This is a genomic window from Bacillus sp. FJAT-27245, assembly GCF_001273955.1.
GTDB lineage: Bacteria > Bacillota > Bacilli > Bacillales > Cytobacillaceae > Bacillus_D.
Genome location: NZ_LIGI01000001.1, coordinates 1911112 through 1936726, shown reverse-complemented (window position 1 = coordinate 1936726; position 25615 = coordinate 1911112). Strand labels below are relative to the sequence as shown.

Genomic DNA, 25615 nt, shown 5'->3' with positions numbered 1-25615 from the left:
CTGCTACTCCCCCAGTTGTTTGGAATCCAGATTTGTTAGAATGCCTGCCAATTTTTCATACGTAGCAATAAAAGCCGTAATTTCTTCCTGCTCAAATTTCGTAATAATCGTTTCGACAAGCGCATGAATCCGCTGCTCGGTTTTTTCGAACAGGTCGATGCCTTCTTCCGTCAGCGCCAGGTAGACAATCCGCCTATCCCCCTCATCGCGCGTCCGTTTAACAAGGCCCTTGTCGGTCAGCCTCGTAATAATCGCGGTAATCGCGCTCTTATTTACGCCAAATACATCTGCCAATTCCGTTGACGTGCAGTCCCCGTTTTTGCGGATATAGCGTAGAACATAATGCTGGTCATTCGTTAAATCGCTGCCGATTTGCTCCTTGATCATCGTTTCGCCCTTTTTATCTACCGTAAACGAGACCGCGATATATCGGTCAATCAGTTCCTGGATAGCCTGTTTTCCCAAAGCGCTTTACACGCTCCTTCCGAAAAATAGTTCAATAGTTTAACTATTCACCTGTTTAACTATATTTTTTTCCAATTCAACTGTCAAGATGAGCCAATATTTTTTCTAAAAAAAGACTGCCCATTAAACTGGACAGCCTTCAACAACTCTATTATTCTTTTTTGCTTTCAAAGGTGCTGAAGACAATTGGTTTCCCGCCTTCAACCATCTTCTTTCCTTTTGCAAACACATCAACAATCTCAAGGGTATCGGGTTCGACGATGACAAGGTCGGCGTCCCGGCCTGCTTCAATATAGCCTTTCTTTTTAATTTGCAAAATGTCCGCGGGATTCGCGGTGATGACACGGAGCGCTTTTTCAATTGGCACGCCCTCTTCAAGTATCGCGTCCTTCACTTCTTCGTAAAGGTATTTTGGGAGGCCCAACTTGTAGCCCGTTTGATTTCCCTCCTCATCATATGTCGGCAGTGAAATCATCCCGTCTGATGTGAAGGTGACATTTTCAAGCGGAACGCCTTCGTCAATGATTTCCCGCAGACCTTTGGAACATTTGATTTCCGTTGTTTCGAGCGACTTGTAATCCGTGCTTGTCGTCAAGTCGATGTAGCCGCCTTTTTTCGCATATTGCTTGGCTGATTCAAACAGCTCCCGGTACCGGTTGATATGGGTCACCTGGAACTGGCTAATCGGGACATTCGTTTCTTCAATCACCTTTTCGATAATGGAAAGCTTATCGGAACCAGTACCAACGTGGATGTTCAGGATGCCCGCCTTGCCAAGCATTTTTCCTCCCGATTTCGCAGCGGCGGCGATTTTCGCGATATCCTCGACAGTAGGCTGGGAAGAACGCTCATCCGCAATCGCAATCTCCCCGACGCCAATCACCTTGTCTATCAAAATCAGATCATCTTCTATCCTATCAAACAGCGTCCGAACGGGAACCTGGTAAGAGCCCGTATGAATATAGGTTGAAATCCCTTCTTCCTCAAGTGCGTACGCTTTCCCAATCAAACTTGCCATCGTCCTCGTTGTCGCATCATCCCCAATTACGCCAACGACCGTCGTAATCCCTGCCGTCGTCACATCCGTTAGCATCAATTCAGGCGTCCTCAGCCGGAACCCGCCTTCCCCTCCGGCCCCCATAATATGAACATGGGAATCTATGAATCCCGGAAATATGTACTTCCCCTCCGCATCAATCACATCAATCTCGACAAAATCCGAGGGCTGCCTAATTTCATCCTCAACAAACCCGATCTGGTCCCTCACGATTAAAATATCTTTCTTGCCAAGAAAATCAGGACTGTACACAATTCCATTTTTAATAAGCGTCAGCATGAGTACCCACCTTTTTCAGGAGTTTTTGACAATATTCTACCCCGCCGCGAAAAACCAAAACCGCAAACCTCTTTTTTCCAGTTTAGAAAATTGAACTTCGGATAAATAACCACCGAAAACCAAATTTTTCAAGGAGGCGGTCGGGATGGAAGTAAATCACGCCAAGGCACTGGCAATCAAAGTCGGAATGGTCCTCGCTGTCATGTGGATCGTTTTAACGCTCATTTTCAATGTTTCATTCCTTGACGCAACCCTTCTTGGCATTATTCTTACGTTGCTCGCATACTTTACGGGAGACATGTTTGTACTGCCAAGAATGGGAAATGTAGCGGCTACCGTAGGGGACTTTGTCCTCAGCCTAGTCGTCCTTTGGGGAGGATTGCATATACTCGGTTATAACGACTCCCTTGCCGAAGCGTTCGTTGCATCGCTCGTGCTCGCAGCAGGCGAATGGTTTTACCATAAATGGCTAGTCGGAAACAACCTCGCACACGACCGCCACGATGCAGTCTAATATTTGAAACATCGAGCCGCCTCTCCGGAAACGGAAGGCAGCTTTTTTGTTTACCGGGGTACATGAATAGGGAAAAAGCAAGGTAACAGAGAGAAAACGGAGGAATTATATGTGGATTGAAAAACCATTCTTCAGGTATGCGACAGCCGCAATCCTGTTATTAATCGTTATTTTCCTATTCGGCAAAATCGATTACTTCATCTGGCCATTCAAAAAACTAATCGCCACCATCTTTTTCCCAATGCTATTATCTGGTTTCCTATATTATATTTTGCGTCCGCCAGTGCGTCTTTTGGAAAAATTCATGCCCACGACACCAAGCATCCTGACCGTATTTTTGCTCCTTTTCGCAATCGGGTTCGCCTTCTTTCATTTCGCTGGCCCCCAAATCGCGGACCAGGTAAAGGAAATCAGCAGCCATCTCCCATCAAAGGTTGCAGAGGTTACCGACGAATCAAAAGAATTGGTAAAGGAAAACGAAAAAGCGAAACAATCGGTGGACAATATCCAGGCGAAAGCGAAAAGCATGGTTGGCGAATTTTTTACAGCAGCCGAAAAAAACATGGGCAAAGTCCTCTCCATGATTGCGGGCATCGTAACGGTCCTAGCCGTTGTTCCCTTCATCGTGTTCTATTTATTACGGGATGGAGAACGGCTTACACCTTCGTTGGTGCGCCATTTGCCAACTGACAGGAAGGACGAAGGCCGGAAAATCCTCCGCGATATCGACAAAACGCTCTCATCTTATATTGTCGGGCAATTCATCATCGCGGTCGCGGATGGCATTATGCTGTATGCCGGTTATTTGATAATCGGGCTTGATAACGCCCTTCTGCTCGCGATTTTTGCAATGTGTGTCGCCGTCGTCCCGTTCCTCGGTCCCATCATCGGGATTATCCCGGCTGTGTTCATCGCGCTCATGGACGGCCCGGGCCTTGTCGTAAAAGTTCTCCTGGTCATGTTCGTCGTCCAGCAGCTCGAAGGCAACCTGATTACACCACGGGTGATGAGCAATAAGCTGAACCTCCATCCGCTCACCGTCATCCTCGTCCTCTTGGTCGCTGGATCCCTGTACGGAGCGATTGGCGTCATTATATCGATACCTCTATTCTCGGTTTTGAAAGTGACATTCAAAAACATTCAAAAGTTTTATAATTTAAATAAAATCAAAAAGGCAATCTAGGGAAATGAAAATGCGCCAGGAAAGGTCCTGGCGCGTTTTAATAAGATAAATGAACAATTTAAAATAATTGTTACCGAAGGACAGGCTGACCACTGCCGTTCGGGCTTTAAATCTTCTTCTAACACAATTGAGTTGTCCTTATATAAAAAAATGCTCAGAAATACCTGAGCATTTTTGTTGCGTTAATTTGGGTTTGATTATGGTTGTTAACAAGATAAATTCCATTCCAAAATATACAGCTATTTAGAATTTAGCCTTCATTGCCGAACCTGTTTTACCGGGTTAAGGGTTATTCCTTTTTATTTCTGCCAAACCCGCTTATTTTCAACGCGTTTCGTGAGCCCCATGGCGTCGAGCCGCTCCAGGAAAGGGATCATGTATTTCCTTGAAAGCCCCAATGCATCCTTTGCGTCACCGACCTCAAACTCGGGGCCGGTTCTATCACGGAGCGTCCGAACTGCTTTTTCAAAAATTTCGCCATGGTAGTAATACTGCCCATCAAGCGGGACAATCTGCCCTGTTTCCTCAAGGTATCTTTCCAAATCGCCTGTGAGTGCATCAGGGATTCCGGCGGCTGAAAAATAGTCAGCAAGATATTTGACCTGCAGCCCATCCTTTTTCAGCTCTTCGACGAGGTTCTCCGCGCGTTTTTGCCAGTTTTTCGGGACATGCCTTGTAAAATCGGCCAACGAAACGAACTGCCCGCTTCGTTTAAACGCCCCCTTGCCAATCGCGTCCTCGACCGTAAAATCAAGAAGGCCGCGCGGGAAGGTTTTATTCATCGATTGGAGAAGCTCGGCTTTATTTAGCCCCTGCTTCATCGGATGCTTCTGGTGGTAGTCCTGAAGCCTGTCGTACATATCTTCTTCAATTGCATCGACCAGCTGGCGGAGCGTATATTCCTTCCCGTTATAGAGAAGGAAGCTTTCGTCCTCAAGCTCGGAGGCAAGCGTCTCGCTGTCAAGCGCGGTCCGTTTGATCAGCTCATTAAAGCCAAGGCTCTTAGCTTCATAAAGCGCCGCGGCAATCCGTTCCTTCGGCTTGCCTGCCTTCTTTTTCTCCAATTCTTCGATGGTCTCATTTCCGAACCGGTACTTATTGCCGTGCGGATCGATGACCCATCCGCCGCCAATCGTTTCCTGCGGGCTTGGGCGCCGGAGGATGAACCGGTCGCCGCGCTTCGTCAGCACTTCCTCCTCAAGCCGGAGCTGACAGAGGATTTCGCCGGACTCTTCTTTCAATTCGTTTCGGTCAAAAAAGACTATTCTCCCCATTACTTCGGCTGTGCCGATATGGAGTTTTACAGGCATCCGCTGTTTGACCATATAATCAAGGTCTTCGACGACCCGAATTGCGACATCAAGAGTTTTTGAAACGATGAAATGCTCGGAGGAAACCAATACATCGCCACGTTCGAGGTCCTCCTTCGCTACCCCGGAAAGATTGATCGCCGCCCTTTGCCCGGCATACGCCTTCTGGGCCGGTTTATGGTGAACCTGAAGCTGCCTCGCCCGGACTTCAATCCCCTTCGGCATGATCTTCAGTGCCTGGCCCTCTTCAACCGCTCCTTCATAAACAGTCCCTCGGACGACCGTCCCCTGTCCTTTTACGGTGAACACCTGGTCAATCGGCAGCCTGAACGCACCGCGGGCATCGCGCATTTCCTGTTCTTTCAACGTTGCGATAATAAGTTGCTTCAGCTCTTCGATTCCTTTTTTCGAAATGGAATCAACGAGCATGAATGGCGCGTTTTCAAAAACAGTTCCCTGGAGTTCCTCAAGGATGTCATCTTTTACAAGCTCGATGAAATCCTCTTCAACCCGGTCCATTTTCGTAATGGCCACTATGCCATTTTTAATCCCGAGAAATCCGAGAATATCGAGATGCTCCCTCGTCTGCGGCATGACGCCTTCATCAGCGGCGACGACAAGGACAACCAAGTCAATTCCAGCCACTCCGGCAATCATCTGCCTGATGAACCGTTCATGGCCGGGCACATCGATGACGGAGATTTGGATTTCATTATCTTCATAAAGCGGGGCAAAACCCAGCTCAATTGAAATTTGCCGTTCTTTCTCCTCTTTCAGCCGGTCCGTATCCACATTGGTCAGCGCTTTGGTAAGCGATGTTTTCCCGTGGTCAATATGGCCAGCCATGCCAATCGTAAAAAAGCGTTTTTCCAAATAAGCCACCTTCTTCAACCATTCTCCCTATATTCTGACTGAAACGGCTGGTTTGTTCAAGAAACTCTTTTTAAAGGCGCCCAGTATTCCTGTTTTGTCCAAGAAGTCCGCTGCAGGCTTTGGCCACTTCACGTTAGATTGTGAGAGCTTTACCGAGCCGCCGATTGGCCTGGAGGCCTGGCATCAATCAGTTCTCCGTTCCCTCTTCAGCCATCAACGCCCCGAGTGCCCCGCAATATTCACCATTCTGAAGGAAAACCGGTTTCAGGCCAAACGCCTCTGTATAGGCGGACAGGGCGTCTTTTAATGGGGCATTTCCTGCAAGTGTGCTTCCGGCATACACAACCGTATCCACCTTGCTCGCCATGGCAGACTGTGAAGCGAGCAGAATAATTGTTTCGGCAATCATATTGATAAGCGCCGCCGCGAGGTCCTCCTTTCCCGCACCCTTCCCTTTTGCAAAATTGGCAGCCGTCATATTGCCGTTCAGTGGTTCATCTCCATCGCCGTAAATATCCTTCACCAATAAATCGGCGCTCAGCCTCGAGCCGGCGGCCGCCATGCCGACAAGCTCGGTAAAATCGTCCGTTCCTGAAAGCAGGCTGCCAAGCCCCGTCAGGGTACCGCCGCCAAGGCCGCTTCCCCCGATGCGATCGCACTTGCCTTGACCTGCAAGAAAAATGGATGTTCCAGTCCCAATATTCACAAGTATAAACTGCCCAACCGAGCTGTTATCCTCTTTTTGGCGAAGAATATCAGCACCCGTGCAGATCGCATTGAATTCAGGGAAAAGCCGTGCGTTGGGGAAAAAATGTTCTTTTACCCAAGCAGCCCTTCCTCCAGTTACCGATGGAGAAGCTTCTGGCGCCAATAGTTTCAGCCAGTTCAGCAGCTCTTTCGCTTCCTTGTATCCGGCCTTACGGTACTTGATTCTCTCACTCTCTTCAAAGGCCACTTTCAGCAGTGTCCCGCCAGCATCAATCCCAATCCTGCTTCTCTCCATCCTGGTCCCCCACTTCCTTTTGACTTGATTTTATTATAGGGGAACTGCATGGGAAATCCATCCTTTAGTGCCTGGCACCTAATTTTTCGGTTGCCTGGCATTGAACTGGCAGGATAATTTTCCCCATTTAGAAGACACTAAGCGGGTAGACGTACACAATTTTACAAAAGGATGTGTTACGATGGGAATTTTGAGTGGGAATCCGCAATCAGAACCGCTGCATTACGGTGAAGTATATGCGCTTTGGTCTTATGTGGCCGGCAGCAAGGCTATGAAGGCTGCCTACCAAACGTTTCTAAACCATATTGGCGACAAGGATTTACGGAACCTTATTGAGGAATCGATCCAGACATGCCAGCAGGAGGAAAAGCGGGTTGAGGATATTTTAAAAGAGAACGGGATTGGGCTTCCTCCTACCCCACCTGAGAGGCCGCTGGCGGATTTGGAGAGCATCCCGCCCGGAGCAAGGTTCATGGACAACGAGATTTCCTATGCGGCATCGGCAAATATCGCGGCAGGACTGGTGATGTGCAGCGGCGCGATGGGAAATTGCATCAGGGAAGACATTGCGATGCTGTTCGGCGAATTCCATATGACCAAGGCGCAGCAAGCCGCCCGGTATTTGAGGCTGAACAAGGAAAAAGGCTGGCTCATCCCGCCGCCGCTCCATATGCAAAAACCTGTTGAAGAGTAAGGCAAGGACTTCACGGTCAAAAAAAGGATGGCAGCCGCCATCCTTTTTCGTATTTCCCGTATCAGCCAGTCATATTTTGCTTAAAGGCCGGTTCGCACTCGAGGCAAACCTCAAGGTCCTCGATAATATGGATATCTTCCGGACTGTACTCGATTCCGCACTGGCTGCACTCGATCATTTTTTCAGTTATCGGAATGAGATGTTCCGGGGACGCATCATTGATTTCAATCTTCTCAACCCAGATTCCGGTCGAGTGCGGAAGCTTGTTCGCCAGATAGTCATTGGCGGATTCCTCCGTTTCCCAAACCCCCAGGTCGTACAAGAATTCATTGCCGCTTCCTGTGTTTGTCATTAGTCCATATACAATTTTCATATGGAATTCTCCTCTCATTGTTGAAGCAGAATGTGAATCGTTTCGTTTGCTTTCTACATAGCCGTTTTTGGAAAAGTTCAAACCAGGAAGGAATTTCTGGGCAGGCCGGCGAATTACAACCGGCGAGGGGGAAAAAAGATGATCAATCTTGTTATAGTAAAAAAAGAAGAGGAAGAAACGCTCCATCATTTGATGCAATTTTATATTTACGAGTTTGCAGCGTTGAAGCCCGAAATCAACCTGGAAGCGGATGGAACGTATAAGCGTTTTGACTTAACTGCTTATTGGGAGGATTCCGGCTACCATCCATTTTTCATCAAACTCGGGGAGGAGCTTATCGGGTTCGCCCTTGTTTCCACAGGGCATGAAGGAAATCCAAATGCAATCGAGGAGTTCCATGTGATTCGAAAATACAATGGCTTTGGATACGGCAGGCAGGCTGCTTTGAAAATTTTTGCGATGTTTCCGGGGACGTGGAGGATTACACAAATTGAAGCCAACGACCCGGCCAAGGCCTTTTGGCGTAAAGTAATCGGCCAGTACACAAATGGAAATTATACTGAAACAATCGATGAACGGAAGACTATACAGGAATTCGAATCTATCCCTGTTTAAAAAGGGAATGCTGGAGATTCCAATTGGCTATTAAGGGCAATTGAACGAAACGCCGGATGGGAAAGGACCCGCTCGAGGACATTTCAAGGTTTACGTTATATGAAGACCGTTTCGAGGCCTTAGACTCTTTGAAACGGTCTTCATCTGTAATTTAATGGAACATGAAGACTATTTCAACAATAAACCCCCGACAAAACGGTCTTCATAAAGGCGATGAAGACCGTTTCGAGACAAGTTCCCCTTCGAAACGGTCTTCACCTGTAATTTACTGGAACTAAGTGACTCTTTCAACGACAAAACCCTAACAAAACCGTCTTCAATTATATTACTCCGCTTTAAACTCCTATCACAAATTCAGTTTTGCTTCCGGTTTGCGTTGAGATAACTTCCAACCGGGCGTCAATCCGTTCCTTCAGTTCCGGTACATGGGAGATGATGCCGACAAGCCTGCCGCTCGATTGGATGTCGATGAGCGCGTCGATTGCCTGTTCGAGCGATTCCGGGTCAAGCGTGCCGAAGCCTTCATCGATGAACATCGTTTCAAGCGACACTCCGCCAGCATTAGCCTGCACGACATCCGCAAGCCCGAGTGCGAGCGACAACGCCGCCTTGAAGCTTTCACCGCCCGAGAGCGTTTTTACATGCCGCTCCTGCGACGTGTACTGGTCGAATACTAGCAGTTCCAGGCCGCTTTGGACGTTTCCTTTCGAGCGGTCCGTTTTCCTTCGCAGCTGGAAACGCCCGGACGTCATTTTTGAAAGCCTTCCATTCGCTTCCCGTAAAATATCATCAAGGAACGCAGCGAGAACATAACGCTCGAAGGTGAGGCGATACGAATTCTGGCCCCTCGCAATATCCGAAAGGTCCCCGACAATGCGGTAACGTTCCTCAAGCTGCTTCATTTCCTGATTCAGAGTTTCCGCGCGCTGCAGGATTTCCTCGTTTTGGTTTTTCTTTAAATAAAGGTCCGTTCCGCGCTTCTGGAGGCTGTCGATTTCCGCCGCGATGGCCGTAAGCGCTTCGGCAAGGGCATTCAGGTTTGGCGGCTCCACCCCTGCAAGCTTTCCTTTCAGCTCGGACAAAAGCTCCGTGCATACTTTCACATCTTCGTTATACGCCCTTACATCCTCTTCAATCCGGGCAATTTCGTCGTCCTTCAATCTCGCCTTCTCATAAGCGGAGTAATTTTCGAAGCCCCGTGCAATCATTTGCGACCTGAAGCTTTCCCGTTCCTCGGCGAGTTCCTTTTCCTTTTTCGAAAAATAAAGTCGTGCATCGTCGAGCCGCGCCGATTCCGCACCCAATTTTTCGACCGCTTCCTGAAGGAGTTTTTGCGCCTGTTCAAGCTTCTTTACAAGCTGTTCGTGGCGGCTTTTCACATCGTTAAGCGTTTTTTCATACACAGGTACCGAGCGGAGGCCTTCCGGAACAATTGTAAGCATCCTGTTAAATTGCGCCTTCAGCTCCGCAATCCGGACGGAGAGGTCACCAATTTCCACCCTTAATGCATCCTGCTCATTCTTAAGGGCTAACCTGGTTTCCTCAATACCACCCAAGAGTTTTCCGACATGCGATTCCTGTGCGAGAATCGCCGCAATCCGGTCCTTCGCTTTTAACATTTCCGTTTTTTCAGCAAGCAACGCTGAACGGAACGCTTCTTCCCCATCAGCAATAAAGCTTGGCGCGTTTTTGCCAAGTTCTTCTGACGCTGCTTCCACATCCTCCGACAGCCGCGATGCAGCCGATTTACTTTCGAGATAGGCGCTTTCGGCTTTCACCTTTTCCTGCTCACGAAGGGACGCCTGCTGCTTGGCAAGCCTAAGTGCCTGCTCGTCAGGTATATCGCCGCCGGTTCCATGGGCTGGGGCCGGGTGATGGTTAGACCCGCATACTGGGCATTGGTCCCCTGGCTGAAGCGTTGCCGCCAAAATTGACGCCTGGCCTTTTAGCCATTTTTCTTCAAGAAGATCAACATGGCGCCTTGCTTCAAGAAAACCGTTCTCCGCTGACTCGAAGGCCGCCTTTTTTCTTTCAAGATCTGCGGATGCCTGCTGGAATCTGGTCTTAAGCCCTTCCAGCTTGCCAAGCAATCCCAGGGTATTCTCTACTTTTTCAAGGTTTCGCTCATTTTCAATCCTGGCGATTTTTGCCTCGTCAATTTCCGCCTTTTTTAAAAGAAGCGCCTTTTCCTCGCGCTCGGTCTCCGCTGCCTTCGATTCAACAGCAACGAGACGGGATTTTTTCTGTTCAAGCAAAGTGTCCGTTTTCGACAGTTTCTCCTGTACATCCGCGAAGGAATGCACATCGTCCTTCATGTTTAACAGCCTGTTTGCCTGTTCCAAAAGGTCCTGGCGTTCCTGCTCGCGGTTTTTCTCGTTCTCATATTCCTTTTCCCTGGCTGCCTTCAATTCGATGAGCCGTTTCACGTTTTCTTCAAGCCCGGACAGGGTAGCCCGTGCGCCATCGACTTCTTTTTTCAAACGGTGGCAAAGTTCCTCCTGCGATGCGAGCAATGCCGCTTTCCTTGCAAGGACAATCTGTTTTTCTTTTTCGAGGAAAAGGTCCTTCCGGCTTTCAAGCGATTGCTTCTTCGCTTCGAGGGCTTCCTTGTCGCGGAATTGCTTAAGGGTTGCTTCAGCCGCAAAATAGTGCTGCTTCAGCTTGTCCTGCTCATCCCGTTTAGCGGATACCCTTTCCGTAAGCACATCGATTTCCGCTGCCATCTCGGCAATTTCATCGGCAAGCAGCGGGAGAATGAGATTGTCGTTCACGCTGCCGGCTTCCATGAGCTCAATCAACTCTTCGTTGAAGGATGCCTGGATCCGTTTCAGTTCGTCGCTTCGTTTCGCTATCCTGTCTTCCACTTTCTTTTTCAAATCCTGGGCTTCCGTCCGCAGTTTTTCCTCGACGAGCTTGTAGATTTGCGTATGGAATAGACGCTGCAGGATAACTTCTTTGTCTTTACTGTCGGACGTCAGCAATTTCCGGAATTCGCCCTGCGGAATCATCAGGATTTGCCGGAACTGGTTGCTGTCGATGAGCATAATTTCCTTGATTCGTTCCTCAACCTCGGTCACTTTGGATGCGAGCAATTGCTGGCGGCCGTGTTCGTCGACCATGTACAGGCTGGCGGTCGCAGGAAGCGTCCTCGTCCCTTCGCCGCGTTCCTTCCGCCTTTCCTGCTGGGGCGTGCGGACAATGAAGTACCGTTTGTCCCGAAGCGAAAATTCGAGCGACACTTCCGTAATGACGTCATCCTTCGCAAATTGGCTCCGCAAGTCGGCGCCTGTCCGGTCCTCTCCGCTTGCCTTCCCATAAATCGCATAGCTAATCGCATCGAAAATTGTTGTTTTCCCTGATCCCGTCTTACCGGAAATGACAAACATCGTCCTATTGCCAAGCGTGGAGAAATGGATCGTTTCCTTTCCTGCATAAGGACCGAATGCCTGCATTGTCAATGTAATTGGCCTCATACCGGCAATTCCTCCTTTACAGCAGATTCGATAACGCTTGAGACAACCGATTTTTTCTCGTCGGTGAACTCCTGGGCTGTCATCTCCTTGTAAAATTGCTCGAATAACTCGAGTTCCGATTTCTTTTTCCTGCTGTCGCCAATTGAAAATCCATTGTTCCGTTTTTGGTCGGCGAGGTCGGATTTTCTTTCAAGATGCATCACATTCGGGTAGACCTGGCGGAGCTTGCCCATCGGGTCGAGAATCGCCCCTTCATCAAGGAGTGTCACTTTCAAGTAATCATCACTTTTTTGCTTTTCAAAAAATGAAGGGTCGAGCAGCTCGTCCAGATAGCCTTCGAGCTCGCGCATATCCTTCGTAGCCGCAAGCGACCTTTCGCGGATCGAGAAGGTGCCGTTGCGCTCCATCTCAATGATTGAAACCGACTTTTTATGCTTCGCTTCTGAAAAAGAATATTTTAATAGAGAGCCGGAATACTTAATTGTCTCATGGCGAATCGCGTTTGGATTGTGAAGATGGCCGAGCGCCGTATAGGAAAATGGCTTAAACAATTCGGCCCCTACGTTGCCGGAAGCACCGACTGATAACAGCCGTTCGGATTCGCATGTTTCCCCGCCTGTCACAAAGGCATGTCCGACAAGCACGTTCGGCTCATTCGGATTCAGTTCTTCTTCAATCCTACCAATAAGCGCCTTCATCGCATCGTGATGGGTATGTATCGAGTGGTCATCCAGCAGTTCCTTGACCGCCCCCGGTTCCGCATAGGGCAGCAAATAAAAATTAACGCCGTTCATATGTACCGGTTTAAAACTATCACTTAATTTTCCGCTCAAATAAAAATGGCTGTGCCTGTACCATGAACTCCCGAACGAGAGGCGGTCGGCGCTGTCATGGTTTCCGGCGATTGAAATAATCGGCGTTTTCAGTTCAACATTCAGTTTAAATAGAATTTCATCGAGTAAATTGACGGCATCAACCGGCGGTACGGAGCGGTCATACAAATCCCCCGCAATCACGACGGCATCCGGCTTTTCCTCCTCCACCAGGTGAATGAATTGCTCGAGCACTTCACGCTGATGTTCGGTCATGTAAACACCGTGGACCAATTTGCCAAGATGCCAATCAGCAGTATGTATAAACTTCATGTTTCCCACCTCTTCCATTATTCTTGTTATCTATTATTATAAGGCACTGCTCCACACTGTTGGCAAAACCAAAATTAGGTAACCGTTGGTTGGTGTGGTGGTCGCATCGCATCTTCTACCGTTTGTACGAAAAATACTAGAAGAAAAACCCCCACTCAAGTTTAAATACTGCTCTCGCATTAAAGAAGCAAAAAACAAGTCTGCTAGCTGGACCGTAAAACTGGAATCTCTGGCATTCCTACGGGCTCTAAAGAAAAACTTAGCGCCCGAACAGCAATGGATAGCACATCATTCGGGAACTAAAGGAAAACTTAGCGCTCCAACAGCAGCAGGCTGCACTTCATTTGGCATTAAAAAAAGAGTTAACGACCGAACAGCAGCGGCAGCACCTCATTCGGACAGTAAAAGACTAATCCACTTCTTATGTTAAAAAAGCTGTCGGACTTGAATAAGTCGGCACTTCACATCCAAATTATACCACACACTCACAAACGTACCTTTCGAGCTTTTCAAACCTTTCATAGAAAAACAGCCAGGCACTTGGGCCTGGCTGTTTTTTATCGGGTCTGGCTATTATAATTTCGTTACGTTGGCTGCTTGAGGGCCGCGTGCTCCTTCAACGATTTCGAAAGAAACTTCTTCGCCTTCCTCAAGAGATTTGAAGCCTTCGGATTGGATTGCAGAGAAGTGGACGAATACGTCGTTGCCTTCCTCTGTCTCAATGAAGCCAAAACCTTTTTCTGCGTTGAACCATTTAACTTTACCGTTTTTCATCTAACAAAATCCTCCTAGTGGCCATGTTCGGCCAAGTGTAAATTTCGCCAACAGACTTCGGCTTGCTGCGAAAACCCAATTTTCGAAGCGCCAATCCGTATAACGGCATTAACAACTATACCATATTCCTTCAGTACTGTAAAGATTTGGAGCGCCGAACTTACCGTTACATCCGGTCACTCAACCTTCCCGGCAAGTCCTGGATCGACTGGACGACCAGGTCGAGGCGGGTTTCAATCCGGTACAGCAGGTATAGCGTCACCGCGATCGGAAAGCCGACTTCACTAATAATCGGGATAATCTGATCCATTTCCTTACCTCCATTCCCTATTTTTTATCGAGTTAAACTTCCCTATACCCAAGTTCGTTTTAAATTTCTTTTTGGCTCACCAGAGGCTGCACCTTTTTAGATGGCCATATTTTAAAAAAAGGAGCCGGCTCCATAACGTAACCGGCTCCTTCCTTATTAAACGATTTCGTAATCGGTCACGTTGCGTTCGATTACCCTCGCGCCTTCAACAGCAGTATAATTTCCGTTTGGCGTGATGAAAATGCCGGCCGCGATGATATTTTCCATCGATTGTTTTACAACCGCGGGATCAATCGGTTCCTTAGGGTTATCGATTGTGAGCCTCGAAACCTTTCCGGCTTCCGTCATAAAGCTTAGCTCCAATGATTTTGCCATCCTTATTCACCTCCTGCCTGTTTAAATTTTTGATAAATTAACTGATGATTTCCGTGCGGTCGTTTCGTTCAACCACGCTCAATGGGTCCGCGGATAGAGCCCCGATTGCCGATGCAGCAAGGTACATCTGGGCCGGAGTCGCTTCCGTCTTCAAATTGTTGAACGTTTTCGACTTAAAAATCGGTTCGCCCTTTTCATTGACGCCTGTTTCAAAAACGAGGCGCAGTTTCGAATCAGCGAGAAGTGCCAGTGCCATTGTCCATCACCTCCTTTCACCATTTATATAGGTGGATGAAGGGTGAAATGGACATGGTGGATTTGAAAAACCCATCTTTTTTTAAAAAAAAACATAAAAAAAGCCTGAGAGTTCCTTCAGGCTGAAAATTGGTTTGCGCCATATGAAGGCGACTTTATTCTAGTTAAATACAGGCAAGGCCTTCTTCCATGCTGCAAATAACCCATTAAGCAGGCGGGATTTTTCCGGTTAGTAATAAGAGAAAGAAAATGAGTCCTATCGCCATAAACAGAGCGGAGGCGGTAAAAATCGGTCCCCTCCTGAACACAAACTCCTGCCGCTTTTGAATCAAGCCGGTCTGGGCGCTCGTATTCAGGTTGCCAAAATCGGACGTCGTGCCCCCACTGCTCGAAAAGTAAAACGAGGCTGCCGTAAAGACGAGGCCGATGAAAAACATAACCTCGATAAACCGCACGGAAAATTTCGCGGCAACCGCGTATGAAATTAGTGCCTCCACGACGAGCGCCAACAGAAAAATGACGATCTTCTTGTTCTTCACGTTTCTCCCCCTTTAAATCTGATTTATTCTTGCATTTTAAGGTAATTCCAATAATTTATGACACTACCTTTATTTTACATAACAGACGACTTCCTGCCAATTATTTCCCAATCTCCCTGCCACTTGGCACAATCGACAATTTTCCGGCAGGCTTCCCTTTTATGCCGAATAACGGGCGCAGGAAATGGGTTCGTTTCACAACAAATTCGTACAGGCAGACAATGACCGTGAAGGCTCCCGCCGCCAACACGGGCAGTTTCAAGCCAACTTTCCAGCCCACATCGGCCAGGAAAAAGCCAATTCCGACGATGATCGGCTGATGGAGGATGTAAAAGGGCATCGAGGCCTCATTCCAGTAGGCAAGGAATTTATTTTTCCGAGTCAAATACCTTCGCGCCAGCGTAAACAACACCATCATCATGAAATATCCGCTAACGGATTTCGCTCCCCAGAACGCCAGCCGTTCCAAAATCCCGCCGCCATAAAACGATTGCATATACAATAGAACAAACAGAATCGTCCCCGAAAAGGCAACAACACAATTCAGCCCGAAAAATCGTTCAGTAACTTCGACAAACTCATCTGTTGAAAAATAATAATAGCCGTACAAAAAGATGATTAGATAAAAAGTGATATCGTACCCACCAAGATTTACAAGATCGACAAGCGATGCGGCCGCGATCAATGGCAAAATCGCCACAATAAGCAGGCCGGCAGCTCCAATCCGTTTTTCCCTCTTCGCTGGCATCCTTTTAAAAAGAGGCAACGTACCAAGAGTAAAAAAAAGCAATACAAGCAAATACCAGAGATGGTGCCCGGCGAACGCAAAATTCCCTTCCGCGCCAATATCAAGGTAAGGCCCGTTAAAATAATTGCCCATAAAAGAAAGAAAACTTCCTTCAAATTGATGGTGGCTGATCCTTTCCGCATACACCTGCGGAGGGGTGAGGACAACTACGCCGAACAAAAGCGGGATACCGAGCCTCGCTAGCCGTTCTTTCATGTACTTTTTCACCGGACGTTTCTGAAAAGAAATAGACGCCGTCATTCCTGAAATCGCAAAAAACAATGGCATGATCCATGTGCTAATCACCAATGAGACAATCAGCACGCCCATTGAACCGGTTTCATAATTTTTCACATGCCATGGCCACGGGTTGAAAAACATTAAGATGTGATACGAAAATACAGCAAATGTTGCAAGCACACGCAGCCAGTCCAAATCATACTTCCTTGGCAAACAAACTCCCCCACTCTAAAAAACCTCTTTTTTCCAACCCTCACATTTTATTTTACATTTCTTTAATAACTTTGAAAATATTCTTTTAACTCGGGAGAGGGTACAAACCTTTTTTCAAACAGGACATATAGTAATTTGAAAGGATGTGAAAAGTCTTGGATTTCATCCAAATTCTTAATCAAAATTATTATTTTCTTGTGCCTGTCCTTTGGATTATTGGCTTCGCGCTTAAGAAAACACCGCGGGTTCCCGATTGGTCGATTATTTGGTTCCTGTTTGGTATTTCCCTTGTTCTCGCCTGGATAGCGTTTGGCTTCAATATTGACGCCATAATAAATGGAATCATCGCGGCAGGGACAGCTGTTTTCGGGCATCAGGCGTGGAAGCAATCGCTCGAAGGCCTTGATTCCTGAAACAAATGAAAAACAAAATGCTAACTTTGGCATAAATCCCATCCCAATTAAGTGGCCACAACACTTGGAACTTTCCTTCACCTCATTGGAGCCACCACAATCGTAAACGAAAATATTATCTACAACTGGGGTAACGTACAATCCTTTTTTTAACCGGGCCATAAGGTGTGGTGAAAGGATGTGAAACATATGGCACTCGTACAATTTCTTCATGCCCACTTCTTCTACCTGATCCCTATCCTTTGGATCATCGGGTATTTCCTAAAGCACTCATCAACTGTACCAAGGCATGCGATCATTTGGCTCCTGTTGGCTGTCGCCTTAATCATCGCACTTATTGTTTTCGGGCTAAAATCTGTAGCCGTGTCCAACGCCATCATTGTTGCCGCAATCGCCGTCTTCATCCATCAACTATACAAACAAACGGTCAAATGGCTTAAGGCCCGGCGTTAAAAGAAAAAAAGCGATGCATGCGGCATCGCTTTTTTCTATGATTTTCGATTTCTGTTTTCAATGAACCGGTTCCGCTCCCCGCCGTCCGACAGTTCCTCGGAAAACTCAGGAGCCTTTTCCTTGCCCAGAAGCTTCGAATTCCTGATTGTTTTCGGGGAGAGATTATTGTTCGGAGCTCCTTGTTCATCCCATTTAACCATCTGCACACCTCATGTTCCTTTTCCCCTAGTATCCCGGGAATCGCAGGAAACATGCATTGTACCGGAACCTCTATATTCCATTGTAATTGCTGAACACAACGGATGTGCTTAACACACCTTCTATATGTTTAAGGGAATCGGAAATGGTTTCGTTTTGGCCGGGAGTATCACTTTCGATTGTTACCATGATTTTCTTGTCTTCTTCAATGTGGCGTACATCGACGCCCTTGATTTTGCTTATCGCGATTGCTGCCGATAAAGCCTGGCCCTCGATTGTTTCAACGTAATAGCCGGATACGACCATGCTCTCGCCCCCTTTCCCGTAAAAGTAAAAATGAAACTTATCCATATTTATGGTAAAGGAAGAAGAGGCTGCTTCATAGTCAATAATTGATATGTTAACATTTCATTCATAAAGTTGTGGCGAATTGGTTATTTTTCAAAAAGAGGCTTTTAACATCATACTTATAGAAAAAAGCTCCCCGCGCTTAGGCGGGAAGCCTTCTAAACTCACATTTTTATAAGGACGATCCCTAACAGCGCTGAAAGAACACCAACGAGCTGATAGGCACGGATTCTTTCTTTAAAGATGACGCATCCCGTGAACACGACGATTAAACAATTGAGGCTGATCAGCGGGAAGATGATGCTTGCGACCCCGGTTTTCAGGGCGAAAAAATAACTGCTGTATCCGAAAACGCTTATCAGGCCAACGACCGCACCCGTTTTCATCTCCTGTTTCCTGGCTGTTTCCTTTCCGGCAAGGATGGAAAACAATAAATACAGGCTTCCGCCGCCGTACATCGCGACAAGCATGCTGATAGAGCTGAAGCTCATCGTGGATCCTAGCTTCATTAATATCCCAAGCGCGCCAAACGATAAAATGGCCAGGGCAATCCGGTAAATCCAGGCGTAGTAATCGGCCTTTTCTTTTCCCCTCGCCGGCGTATATTGGATGGCTGCAACAGATGAAAGGATAATCAGAATGCCGACCCACTGCATGGCGCTAATATGTTCGTCGAAAATGAGTCCCGCGCAAAGGACGGGAAATACCGCATTGGACGAGATAATCGGCGAAGTCAGGCTCGCCGGCCCCTTCTCATAGGCCTTGGACATTTGGATATTTCCGTTTGCATTCAGGATTCCAATCGCCGCGCCGAGCAGGACGGATATGGCAGAAAAATTTAAGTCCCCGGCTGAAAACCCATACCCAAGCGACAGGATAAATGCCGTTAAATAAAAGAAAAACTGCAGCGAAACTTTTGAATACCCTTTTCCGGTACTCCATTTGAAGATTGCGTTATTGACTCCGAAACAAACCGTTGTCACGATTGCCGCCAAGAACCACATGCCAAGCCTTCTCTCTTACACTATGTACTTGCTAAATTACTTTTTAAGTATAGTGAATTATCAGAGAAAAAGCGAGAGCCTTTTTTCCAAAAATGTGAAAAATTTATGTTGCTTGTAATGGGCAGCAAACAATGGCGTATATGTTTATCCAAAATTCAACCAGCTGCAACGGCTTTACATTATTGTTCCATACGATCAATCTCTTCGAACGCCTGCTGCAGGGTGGCTTTAATGACAACATTCCTGAAATCGATGCCCATCTTGATGACCGTCTGGGCAATTTCCGGCCGGATCCCTGTCAACATCGACTTGACGCCGAGAAGTTCGAGGGCACCGATGACCTTGAACAACTGGTCGGCAACCATTGTGTCGACGATCATGACACCGGAAAGATCGAAAATGAGCGTTGTCAGCTTTAGCCTTACAGCCTCCTGGAGCGATTCCTCCATGATCAGCTGCGCCCTTTCCGTATCAATGTTCCCGATCAGGGGCAGGATGGCGATTCCATTCATGAGCGGGACAACAGGTACTGAAAGCTCGAGAAAAGCTGTTTTTGAGGATTCGAGATTTTTCTGAAAATAATGGACATATGTAAGGCTGAAGCAATAGACGGCATGATCGAGAAGCGGATCAATTTTCCTCGACACAGCAAACACTGTCTTGATGCCCATATTGTGGTTCTCAATTTCCTCTTCCAGCACATCAATGATAAACATCCGGTAATAGCTCGTATCTTTCAACGCCTCATTTAGGGGGATGCCAAGGCTATACGTAAATTCCCCGGTTTCCTTGCCCCATTGCTCTATTTTCGCGTATGCTTCTTCCTTGCTCAGCCCGTGAATGAGCGTTTCGGCAAAAAGGGATATAAAATTTGCCCGAATCTTAATAATTTCCTCTTCATCTATCGTGGAAGACAGGAGCCGCCTTTGCTCAAATGTTGCTTCCGAAAGCCTGATATCGTGGACTTTTTTGGCAATCTCAAATCTCCGTTCCTCCAATTTTTTCCCAAGCAAATATAAGTCCTTTTCCATACATGCCTCCAACAGAAATATTTTACCTTTATGGTACAAGCAATCTGAAAGATTCACAAATTATTCGATTTTTGCCGCGTGCGCATTTCATTATTATTGCGGCTAACAATAGGCATAATTTTTCCATAACTAGTGCATCAATGGGAATGAATTTACAATTATTGTTTTCATATTTTGTTCACATTTACCATGATTAATTTCATAAATATTTATGTTAAAATAGCGTTGACCTTTAAGTGTGATAAATGTCACAATAAGGAGCTGCTTATATTCAATGTTCCATATTTATGGAACAATCGGAATATAGTTTGTGATTAATTGAACATATTGTTTTACTAGAAAAGGAGATGAAAAAGTGAGCAAGGTAAAGGGAATCATAGTATTTTTGCTTTCTGTTTTTACCATTTCCATTTTGGGAGGCTGTGAAAACAACATGGTTGTCTTTAACCCGCAGGGACCTGTAGCCAGGGAAATCACGGGATTAATCAACTATTCGATTGTCTTGATGCTTCTTGTCGTTGGGGTAGTGTTTGCCCTGTTCATCTATATTGTCTGGAAGTACCGCGAACGCAAGGACAATATGGGCTATGAACCACCAGAGGAGCATGGGAGCGCAATCCTTGAAACGATTTGGACCGCTATCCCAATCATTATTATCATCGCATTGACCATTCCGACTGTAAGAACAATCTATGCGACTGAAAAAATACCTAAAGGCTATGAAAATAAGGAACCGCTCGTCATTAAAGTGACGTCGGCCGACTGGAAGTGGATTTTCAGCTATCCTGAACAGGGCATTGAGACTGTCAACTATGTGAACATCCCTGAAGACAGGCCGATCGATTTCAAATTGACCTCGGCAGGAACAATGAACAGCTTCTGGATTCCAGCTCTTGGCGGACAAAAATACACAATGGCCCATGCGGAAACCCAGCTCTATCTTGTTGCTGACCACCCAGGGTCTTACGTCGGGAAGAATTCCAACTTTAATGGCCAGGGCTTCGCCGAACAGCAATTCGAAGTACAAGCCATGACCCATGAAGACTTCGACAAATGGGTGAAGGAAGTAAAGGAAACAGCACCGAAGCTGACGGAGAAAGAGTACTATAAAAAACTTGAGCCTTCCCATCTTGGCCGGGAAACGTACTCCAATACCCATCTTGAATGGGTTGACCATTCCGACCATAATTCGAAAAACTATCTGAACCCTGAAATGTATGACCGCGGACATGGATGGCCAGGGAAAATTTTCGAAGACGAGAACAACTACAAAAACAAAGATGCAGGAACGAATGAATCGGGACACAACCATGATGGTTCCGATTCAGAAGATTCACACGGAGGTGAGCACCATGGGCATTGATTGGAGCAAGTTTTTCGTTACAGGTGATCCGCTGATCTTCGCCTCGCAAATTGCAATCGCCCTAACTGGTATCGGACTAGTGGCAGCCATTTCCTATTTTAAAAAATGGAAATGGCTATGGACCAACTGGCTCACAACGGTTGACCATAAGAAAATCGGGATTATGTACATCCTTGTTGGGATCCTGATGTTCTTCCGCGGCGGCGTCGACGGCTTGATGATGAGAGCCCAGACAGCCGTACCGGAAAATTCGTTTTTGAATGCGCAGCACTATAATGAAGTATTTACGACACACGGCGTCATCATGATCTTGTTCGTTGCGATGCCGCTTTTGATCGGACTTATGAACTTTGCCGTCCCTCTCCAGATTGGTGCTAGGGACGTCGCCTTCCCGCAGCTGAACGCGCTCAGCTTCTGGCTGACATTCAGCGGTGCGATGCTTTTCAACCTGAGCTTTGTGATCGGAGGTTCGCCTGATGCCGGCTGGACATCCTACTTCCCGCTCGCCGGCAAGGAATTCAGCCCGGGAATCGGGAACAACTTTTATGCCGTCTCCCTGCAGATCGCCGGGGCCGGTACGCTGATGACTGGTATTAACTTTGTTGTCACCATCCTGAAGATGCGTACAAAAGGTATGACATTGTTAAGGATGCCGATGTTCACATGGACAACATTCATCACATCGATCATCATTACCGCAAGCTTCCCTATCTTTACGGTTGCCCTTGCACTTATGACATTCGACCGTGTATTCGGAACGCACTTCTTCACAGTTTCCGGCGGCGGAATCGACATGCTCTGGGCGAACCTTTTCTGGCTTTGGGGCCACCCGGAGGTTTACATCGTTGTCCTGCCGGCATTCGGAATGCTGTCGGACATCATTTCAACTTTTGCGAGAAAAACGCTTTATGGCTATAAATCAATGGTCGGTTCAATTATCGTCATTTCCGTATTGAGCATGCTCGTCTGGGTCCACCACTTCTATACAATGGGCAACAGCCCGGCAGCCAACTCAATCTTCTCGATTACGACAATGGCAATCGCAATCCCGACCGGAGTTAAAATATTCAACTGGCTATTCACAATGAGAAAAGGCCGGATTAGCTTTACTTCACCGATGATGTGGTCTCTCGCATTCGTACCAACATTCGTGATTGGCGGGGTAACTGGCGTTATGCTTGGAATGGCCGCAGCCGATTACCAATACCATAATACATTGTTCCTTGTGGCGCACTTCCACTACGTATTGATTCCAGGGGTTGTGTACCCTATCTTCGCAGGGCTGTATTACTGGTGGCCAAAAATGTTCGGCTACATGCTGAACGAACGAATCGGCAAATGGCATTTCTGGCTGTTCAACATCGGGTTCAACCTGACATTCATGCCAATGTTCTTCCTTGGCCTTGACGGAGCTGTACGCCGCGCGTACACCTATTCACCGGAAACAGGCTTCGGCCCGCTCATGATGCTATCCGCTATTGGCGCATTCATCCTGGCTGCAGGCTTCGCGGCGCTTTGCTACAACATTTACTACAGCGCGCGCCATGCGGACCGGAACGTCGGCAACGACCCATGGGATGCAAGGACGCTCGAATGGGCAACTGCAACACCGGTCCAGCACTACAATTTTGCCAGCATTCCTGAAGTGAAAGGCCTTGATACTTTCTGGCATATGAAAAAGAACAATGAAATCCAGCCTTTGAAAGATTCAGAGGTAGAGGAAATCCACATGCCGGGGAATTCCTGGATTCCGATTTACATGGGCGTTATCTTCGGCATCGCAGGCTTCCTGCTCGTCTTCGAATGGACGATTGCCGCTGGAATTGCCGCACTAGGCATATTTGCGGGTCTTGCCTTCCGTTCGTTTGACTATGACGAAGGCTACCATGTCCATAAGGACGAAATCATCGAAACCGAACGCAAGTGGAGAAAAAACAGCAAAGGAGTGAAGAGCCATGTCAGCTAATGCAAACACAGCATTGCCTCTTGAATTGCAAACCGAACAAAACCGGATGAACATCCTTGGTTTCTGGCTCTTCCTTGGAGCTGAAATCGTACTCTTTGCAACTCTATTCAGTGTATACGGGGTATTGGGCCACCGCCATGCGGGCGGCCCGACCCAGCAGGACATTTTCATCGTCAGGGATGTCTTGATCCAAACATTCCTGTTGCTGGCAAGCAGCTTTACAATGGGCATCTCAATTTACGAAATGCGCCGGAGCAATAAGAAAGGCATGGTCCTCTGGCTCATCCTGACACTCCTTCTCGGCGCAGGATTCCTGTTCATGGAAGTCCGTGAATTCATCCATTACGTCCATGAAGGCGCAACCTGGCAGACAAGCGCGTTCCTATCGAGCTTCTTCGTCCTGCTTGGAACGCATGGCCTTCACGTAACAATTGGTATCGGCTGGGCCATCCTGCTGATCATCCAGCTGATGAAACGCGGCCTAACGCCAATCACAGCCCGTAAAGCATTCATCTTCGGCTTGTACTGGCACTTCCTTGACGTTGTTTGGATTTTCATTTTTACATTCGTGTATTTAGCAGGGTTGGTGAACTAAATGAATCAACATACGAATCGTTTTCCTATCAGCCATGTCATTGGATTTCTCATGTCGCTCGTCCTGACACTCGGGGCAGCGTGGGTGGCACTCAAGACCTCCCTTCCAGCTAAGACAATTATGACATTTATCGGCACGCTTGCATTCGTGCAGGCAGCCATCCAGCTGTTCATGTTCATGCACCTAAGGGAAGGCGAAGACCGCAGGACGAATGTCATTAATATCATCTATGCTTTCTTCCTTGCCATCGTCATCGTCGCAGGATCCATCTGGGTCCTCACATCCGGCCACTCCCACGGATAATTCTTTTGTTATAAAAAAAAGCAGGCTTCCCTCCGGGGCGCCTGCTTTTGTCATCTAACGGGGTTTTATTTATAATTGCCGTTCCTCTCCAGGATTAAGAAACAAATGTTGGGAAACTTCTTTTGAAAAGCTCTTCATCCAGGATGAATAAATGTTACGAGATCGATGAAGACACTTTTAATGGACTATTCGCTTAGAAACTGCCTTCATACCCTTAATGAAGACACTTTCAAAGTAAAATCCATTCCGAACCTGCCTTCATACATTTAATGAAGACACCTTCAACGGGAATATTACTCCGAAACTGTCTTCATACCCTTAATGAAGACACTTCCAATGGAAAACCCACCTCGAACCTGTCTTCATACACTTGATGAGGACACTTTCAAACGGAAACGATCTTTGAAACTGTCTTCAAACCTTTCTACGAATATCCCTATCTGCGCCCTCCTTTAATCAGCCGAAACTGCGGAACGCTGCCTTCCTTTTTAAATAGAGAATAAAGTCCGAAATTGAACAATGCCAAGAAAAAAGACAAAACCATTTGCTGATATTCATGCTTGAACAAAAGCACAACGAAACTCACCGAACAATAAATCCCAAGCGCCAGATAAAAGAACTTTAAAACCCGGCCCATTCCCCCACCCTCTTCTTCCTCTTTTTTCTATATTAACAGAATAAATAGTCTTTTGTCACAAAATGTTCACATGTTTCAAAAACTTTACTTGGGAAATTTTTTTACAACCATTTCACCATTCTGACATATTCTGTTTAATTTCTCACTTTTTTCCTCGAAAAAAGAAGGGTTTTGCCAAGATTCCTAGAATAAGAAGAGGGAGTAAAAAAAGGGAGGAATGAAATTGAAGAAAAAGTTATTGGCAGTTTTATTTAGCGGAGCACTTGCATTTGGCGTATTTGCTGTACCGGGGAATGCTGTTCAGGCAGCGGAAGAACCTTGTGATTGCCATACCTGGGTTCCTATTTCCGGAGCGGACAGAAATGTAAGTGTAGCGGGTCTGCTGAGCAGCCAGGTTTTCAAGGAGGTTAAAGCCGATCTGTGGTCCAAAGGGTACAGCTGGAACGGTGCGCATTCCGTCGAGGTTATTAATCCTTTTCCTGCTTTGGTGATGATCGGGGTTCCTTTTGTTAATGCAAGTGGAGAAGTTGAATACCATGTGTTTATCAATGGAACATACGCAGGGGTTCCACAAGAATAATAGAATTCAAGAATCCAGGAACGGCATATCGCCGTTCTTTTTTATTTATCCAGCAGATATATGAATATTAAATTCATACATTAAAGAACCGTATTCGTTGTCATAATTATTTCCGAGCCGTTCTCATCCACCCACAACCACGAACAATTTACTAGCATACCCTTGTAAAAAGACTATTTAAGATGCGATTATCCTCGAAGTGGACTTGAATCCATTTCTAAAGACCGTTTCGACAAGCCACTCCCCT

General features: G+C 46.9%; 28 protein-coding genes. 11 read left to right on the top strand and 17 right to left on the bottom strand.

Annotation, left to right across the window (positions count from 1 at the left end):
• Window positions 1-3: 3 nt before the first annotated feature.
• Window positions 4-465: a MarR family winged helix-turn-helix transcriptional regulator gene (locus ADU24_RS09300; RefSeq protein WP_053366366.1), complete on the bottom strand. Its 462-nt coding sequence runs from the start codon at window positions 463-465 to the stop codon at window positions 4-6.
• A 151-nt stretch (window positions 466-616) separates the two neighbouring features.
• Window positions 617-1801, bottom strand: coding sequence for a beta-aspartyl-peptidase (gene iadA, locus ADU24_RS09295; RefSeq protein WP_053366365.1), 1185 nt, complete (start codon window positions 1799-1801; stop codon window positions 617-619).
• A 145-nt stretch (window positions 1802-1946) separates the two neighbouring features.
• Here iadA and ADU24_RS09290 point away from each other — a divergent pair, with 145 nt between their 5' ends.
• The gene (locus tag ADU24_RS09290) at window positions 1947-2315 is read left to right on the top strand and encodes a DUF2512 family protein (RefSeq protein WP_053366364.1); all 369 of its coding nucleotides are present in this window, start codon (window positions 1947-1949) and stop codon (window positions 2313-2315) included.
• 109 nt (window positions 2316-2424) lie between these two features.
• Window positions 2425-3498 carry an AI-2E family transporter gene (locus tag ADU24_RS09285; RefSeq protein WP_053366363.1) on the top strand — a complete coding sequence of 358 codons (1074 nt, stop codon included), beginning with the start codon at window positions 2425-2427 and terminating at the stop codon, window positions 3496-3498.
• Between the two features lie 299 nt (window positions 3499-3797).
• Here the strand turns inward: ADU24_RS09285 and selB are convergent, their stop codons facing one another.
• The gene (gene selB / locus ADU24_RS09280; protein ID WP_053368861.1) at window positions 3798-5654 is read right to left on the bottom strand and encodes a selenocysteine-specific translation elongation factor; all 1857 of its coding nucleotides are present in this window, start codon (window positions 5652-5654) and stop codon (window positions 3798-3800) included.
• A gap of 214 nt (window positions 5655-5868) precedes the next feature.
• On the bottom strand, window positions 5869-6684 hold the full coding sequence (gene coaW, locus ADU24_RS09275) for a type II pantothenate kinase (RefSeq protein ID WP_053366362.1): 816 nt from the start codon (window positions 6682-6684) through the stop codon (window positions 5869-5871).
• Window positions 6685-6865: 181 nt separating this feature from the next.
• Between coaW and ADU24_RS09270 the strand changes: the two genes are divergently transcribed.
• Window positions 6866-7378 (top strand): DUF3231 family protein, encoded by a 513-nt coding sequence (locus tag ADU24_RS09270; RefSeq protein ID WP_053366361.1) that lies wholly within the window; start codon window positions 6866-6868, stop codon window positions 7376-7378.
• Window positions 7379-7439: 61 nt separating this feature from the next.
• Here the strand turns inward: ADU24_RS09270 and ADU24_RS09265 are convergent, their stop codons facing one another.
• Entirely contained in the window at window positions 7440-7751 is a 312-nt protein-coding gene (locus ADU24_RS09265; RefSeq protein ID WP_053366360.1) for a hypothetical protein, read from the bottom strand.
• A gap of 138 nt (window positions 7752-7889) precedes the next feature.
• Here ADU24_RS09265 and ADU24_RS09260 point away from each other — a divergent pair, with 138 nt between their 5' ends.
• Complete coding sequence (locus ADU24_RS09260) at window positions 7890-8366, top strand: GNAT family N-acetyltransferase (RefSeq protein ID WP_053366359.1); 477 nt, start codon at window positions 7890-7892, stop codon at window positions 8364-8366.
• A gap of 335 nt (window positions 8367-8701) precedes the next feature.
• Here ADU24_RS09260 and ADU24_RS09255 read toward each other — a convergent pair whose 3' ends face one another.
• The 8 genes from ADU24_RS09255 to ADU24_RS09220 all read right to left on the bottom strand — a co-directional run bounded on the left by ADU24_RS09255 (window position 8702) and on the right by ADU24_RS09220 (window position 16477).
• A complete protein-coding gene (locus ADU24_RS09255; RefSeq protein WP_053366358.1) occupies window positions 8702-11839 on the bottom strand; it encodes an AAA family ATPase in 3138 nt (1045 codons plus the stop codon).
• Window positions 11836-12984: an exonuclease SbcCD subunit D gene (locus ADU24_RS09250; RefSeq protein WP_053366357.1), complete on the bottom strand. Its 1149-nt coding sequence runs from the start codon at window positions 12982-12984 to the stop codon at window positions 11836-11838. Before ADU24_RS09250 ends, ADU24_RS09255 begins: the two co-directional genes overlap by 4 nt.
• A 573-nt stretch (window positions 12985-13557) precedes the next feature.
• Entirely contained in the window at window positions 13558-13758 is a 201-nt protein-coding gene (locus ADU24_RS09245; RefSeq protein ID WP_053366356.1) for a cold-shock protein, read from the bottom strand.
• A 166-nt stretch (window positions 13759-13924) separates the two neighbouring features.
• A complete protein-coding gene (locus ADU24_RS09240) occupies window positions 13925-14068 on the bottom strand; it encodes a YvrJ family protein (RefSeq protein ID WP_053366355.1) in 144 nt (47 codons plus the stop codon).
• A 156-nt stretch (window positions 14069-14224) separates the two neighbouring features.
• On the bottom strand, window positions 14225-14443 hold the full coding sequence (locus tag ADU24_RS09235; protein WP_053366354.1) for a DUF2922 domain-containing protein: 219 nt from the start codon (window positions 14441-14443) through the stop codon (window positions 14225-14227).
• A 37-nt stretch (window positions 14444-14480) separates the two neighbouring features.
• Window positions 14481-14699: a DUF1659 domain-containing protein gene (locus ADU24_RS09230; protein WP_053366353.1), complete on the bottom strand. Its 219-nt coding sequence runs from the start codon at window positions 14697-14699 to the stop codon at window positions 14481-14483.
• 205 nt (window positions 14700-14904) lie between these two features.
• Entirely contained in the window at window positions 14905-15237 is a 333-nt protein-coding gene (locus ADU24_RS09225; protein WP_053366352.1) for a hypothetical protein, read from the bottom strand.
• Window positions 15238-15337: 100 nt separating this feature from the next.
• Window positions 15338-16477 carry an acyltransferase family protein gene (locus ADU24_RS09220; protein ID WP_053366351.1) on the bottom strand — a complete coding sequence of 380 codons (1140 nt, stop codon included), beginning with the start codon at window positions 16475-16477 and terminating at the stop codon, window positions 15338-15340.
• Window positions 16478-16632: 155 nt separating this feature from the next.
• Here ADU24_RS09220 and ADU24_RS09215 point away from each other — a divergent pair, with 155 nt between their 5' ends.
• Both ADU24_RS09215 and ADU24_RS09210 read left to right on the top strand, forming a co-directional pair.
• A complete protein-coding gene (locus ADU24_RS09215) occupies window positions 16633-16890 on the top strand; it encodes a phage holin family protein (RefSeq protein WP_053366350.1) in 258 nt (85 codons plus the stop codon).
• Between the two features lie 189 nt (window positions 16891-17079).
• Entirely contained in the window at window positions 17080-17343 is a 264-nt protein-coding gene (locus ADU24_RS09210) for a phage holin family protein (protein ID WP_053366349.1), read from the top strand.
• A 35-nt stretch (window positions 17344-17378) separates the two neighbouring features.
• Here ADU24_RS09210 and ADU24_RS23300 read toward each other — a convergent pair whose 3' ends face one another.
• The 4 genes from ADU24_RS23300 to ADU24_RS09195 form a co-directional block, all read right to left on the bottom strand.
• Complete coding sequence (locus tag ADU24_RS23300) at window positions 17379-17543, bottom strand: hypothetical protein (RefSeq protein WP_197277490.1); 165 nt, start codon at window positions 17541-17543, stop codon at window positions 17379-17381.
• A 70-nt stretch (window positions 17544-17613) separates the two neighbouring features.
• Window positions 17614-17847, bottom strand: coding sequence for a chaperone NapD (locus ADU24_RS09205; RefSeq protein WP_053366348.1), 234 nt, complete (start codon window positions 17845-17847; stop codon window positions 17614-17616).
• Window positions 17848-18053: 206 nt separating this feature from the next.
• Window positions 18054-18893: an EamA family transporter gene (locus ADU24_RS09200; protein ID WP_053366347.1), complete on the bottom strand. Its 840-nt coding sequence runs from the start codon at window positions 18891-18893 to the stop codon at window positions 18054-18056.
• 179 nt (window positions 18894-19072) lie between these two features.
• On the bottom strand, window positions 19073-19924 hold the full coding sequence (locus tag ADU24_RS09195; RefSeq protein ID WP_053366346.1) for an STAS domain-containing protein: 852 nt from the start codon (window positions 19922-19924) through the stop codon (window positions 19073-19075).
• Window positions 19925-20279: 355 nt separating this feature from the next.
• On the opposite strand from ADU24_RS09195, the gene qoxA reads away from it, so the two are divergent.
• From qoxA to ADU24_RS09165, 5 genes are all read left to right on the top strand, one after another.
• Window positions 20280-21287: a cytochrome aa3 quinol oxidase subunit II gene (qoxA, locus tag ADU24_RS09190; RefSeq protein ID WP_053366345.1), complete on the top strand. Its 1008-nt coding sequence runs from the start codon at window positions 20280-20282 to the stop codon at window positions 21285-21287.
• Window positions 21277-23253, top strand: coding sequence for a cytochrome aa3 quinol oxidase subunit I (qoxB, locus tag ADU24_RS09185; protein WP_053366344.1), 1977 nt, complete (start codon window positions 21277-21279; stop codon window positions 23251-23253). Before qoxA ends, qoxB begins: the two co-directional genes overlap by 11 nt.
• Window positions 23243-23848: a cytochrome aa3 quinol oxidase subunit III gene (gene qoxC, locus ADU24_RS09180; protein ID WP_053366343.1), complete on the top strand. Its 606-nt coding sequence runs from the start codon at window positions 23243-23245 to the stop codon at window positions 23846-23848. The genes qoxB and qoxC overlap by 11 nt, the downstream gene beginning before the upstream one ends.
• A complete protein-coding gene (qoxD, locus tag ADU24_RS09175; protein ID WP_053366342.1) occupies window positions 23849-24151 on the top strand; it encodes a cytochrome aa3 quinol oxidase subunit IV in 303 nt (100 codons plus the stop codon). It abuts the gene before it with no gap.
• Between the two features lie 860 nt (window positions 24152-25011).
• Window positions 25012-25368, top strand: a complete 357-nt coding sequence (locus ADU24_RS09165; RefSeq protein WP_053366340.1) for a hypothetical protein — start codon at window positions 25012-25014, stop codon at window positions 25366-25368.
• Window positions 25369-25615: the final 247 nt, after the last annotated feature.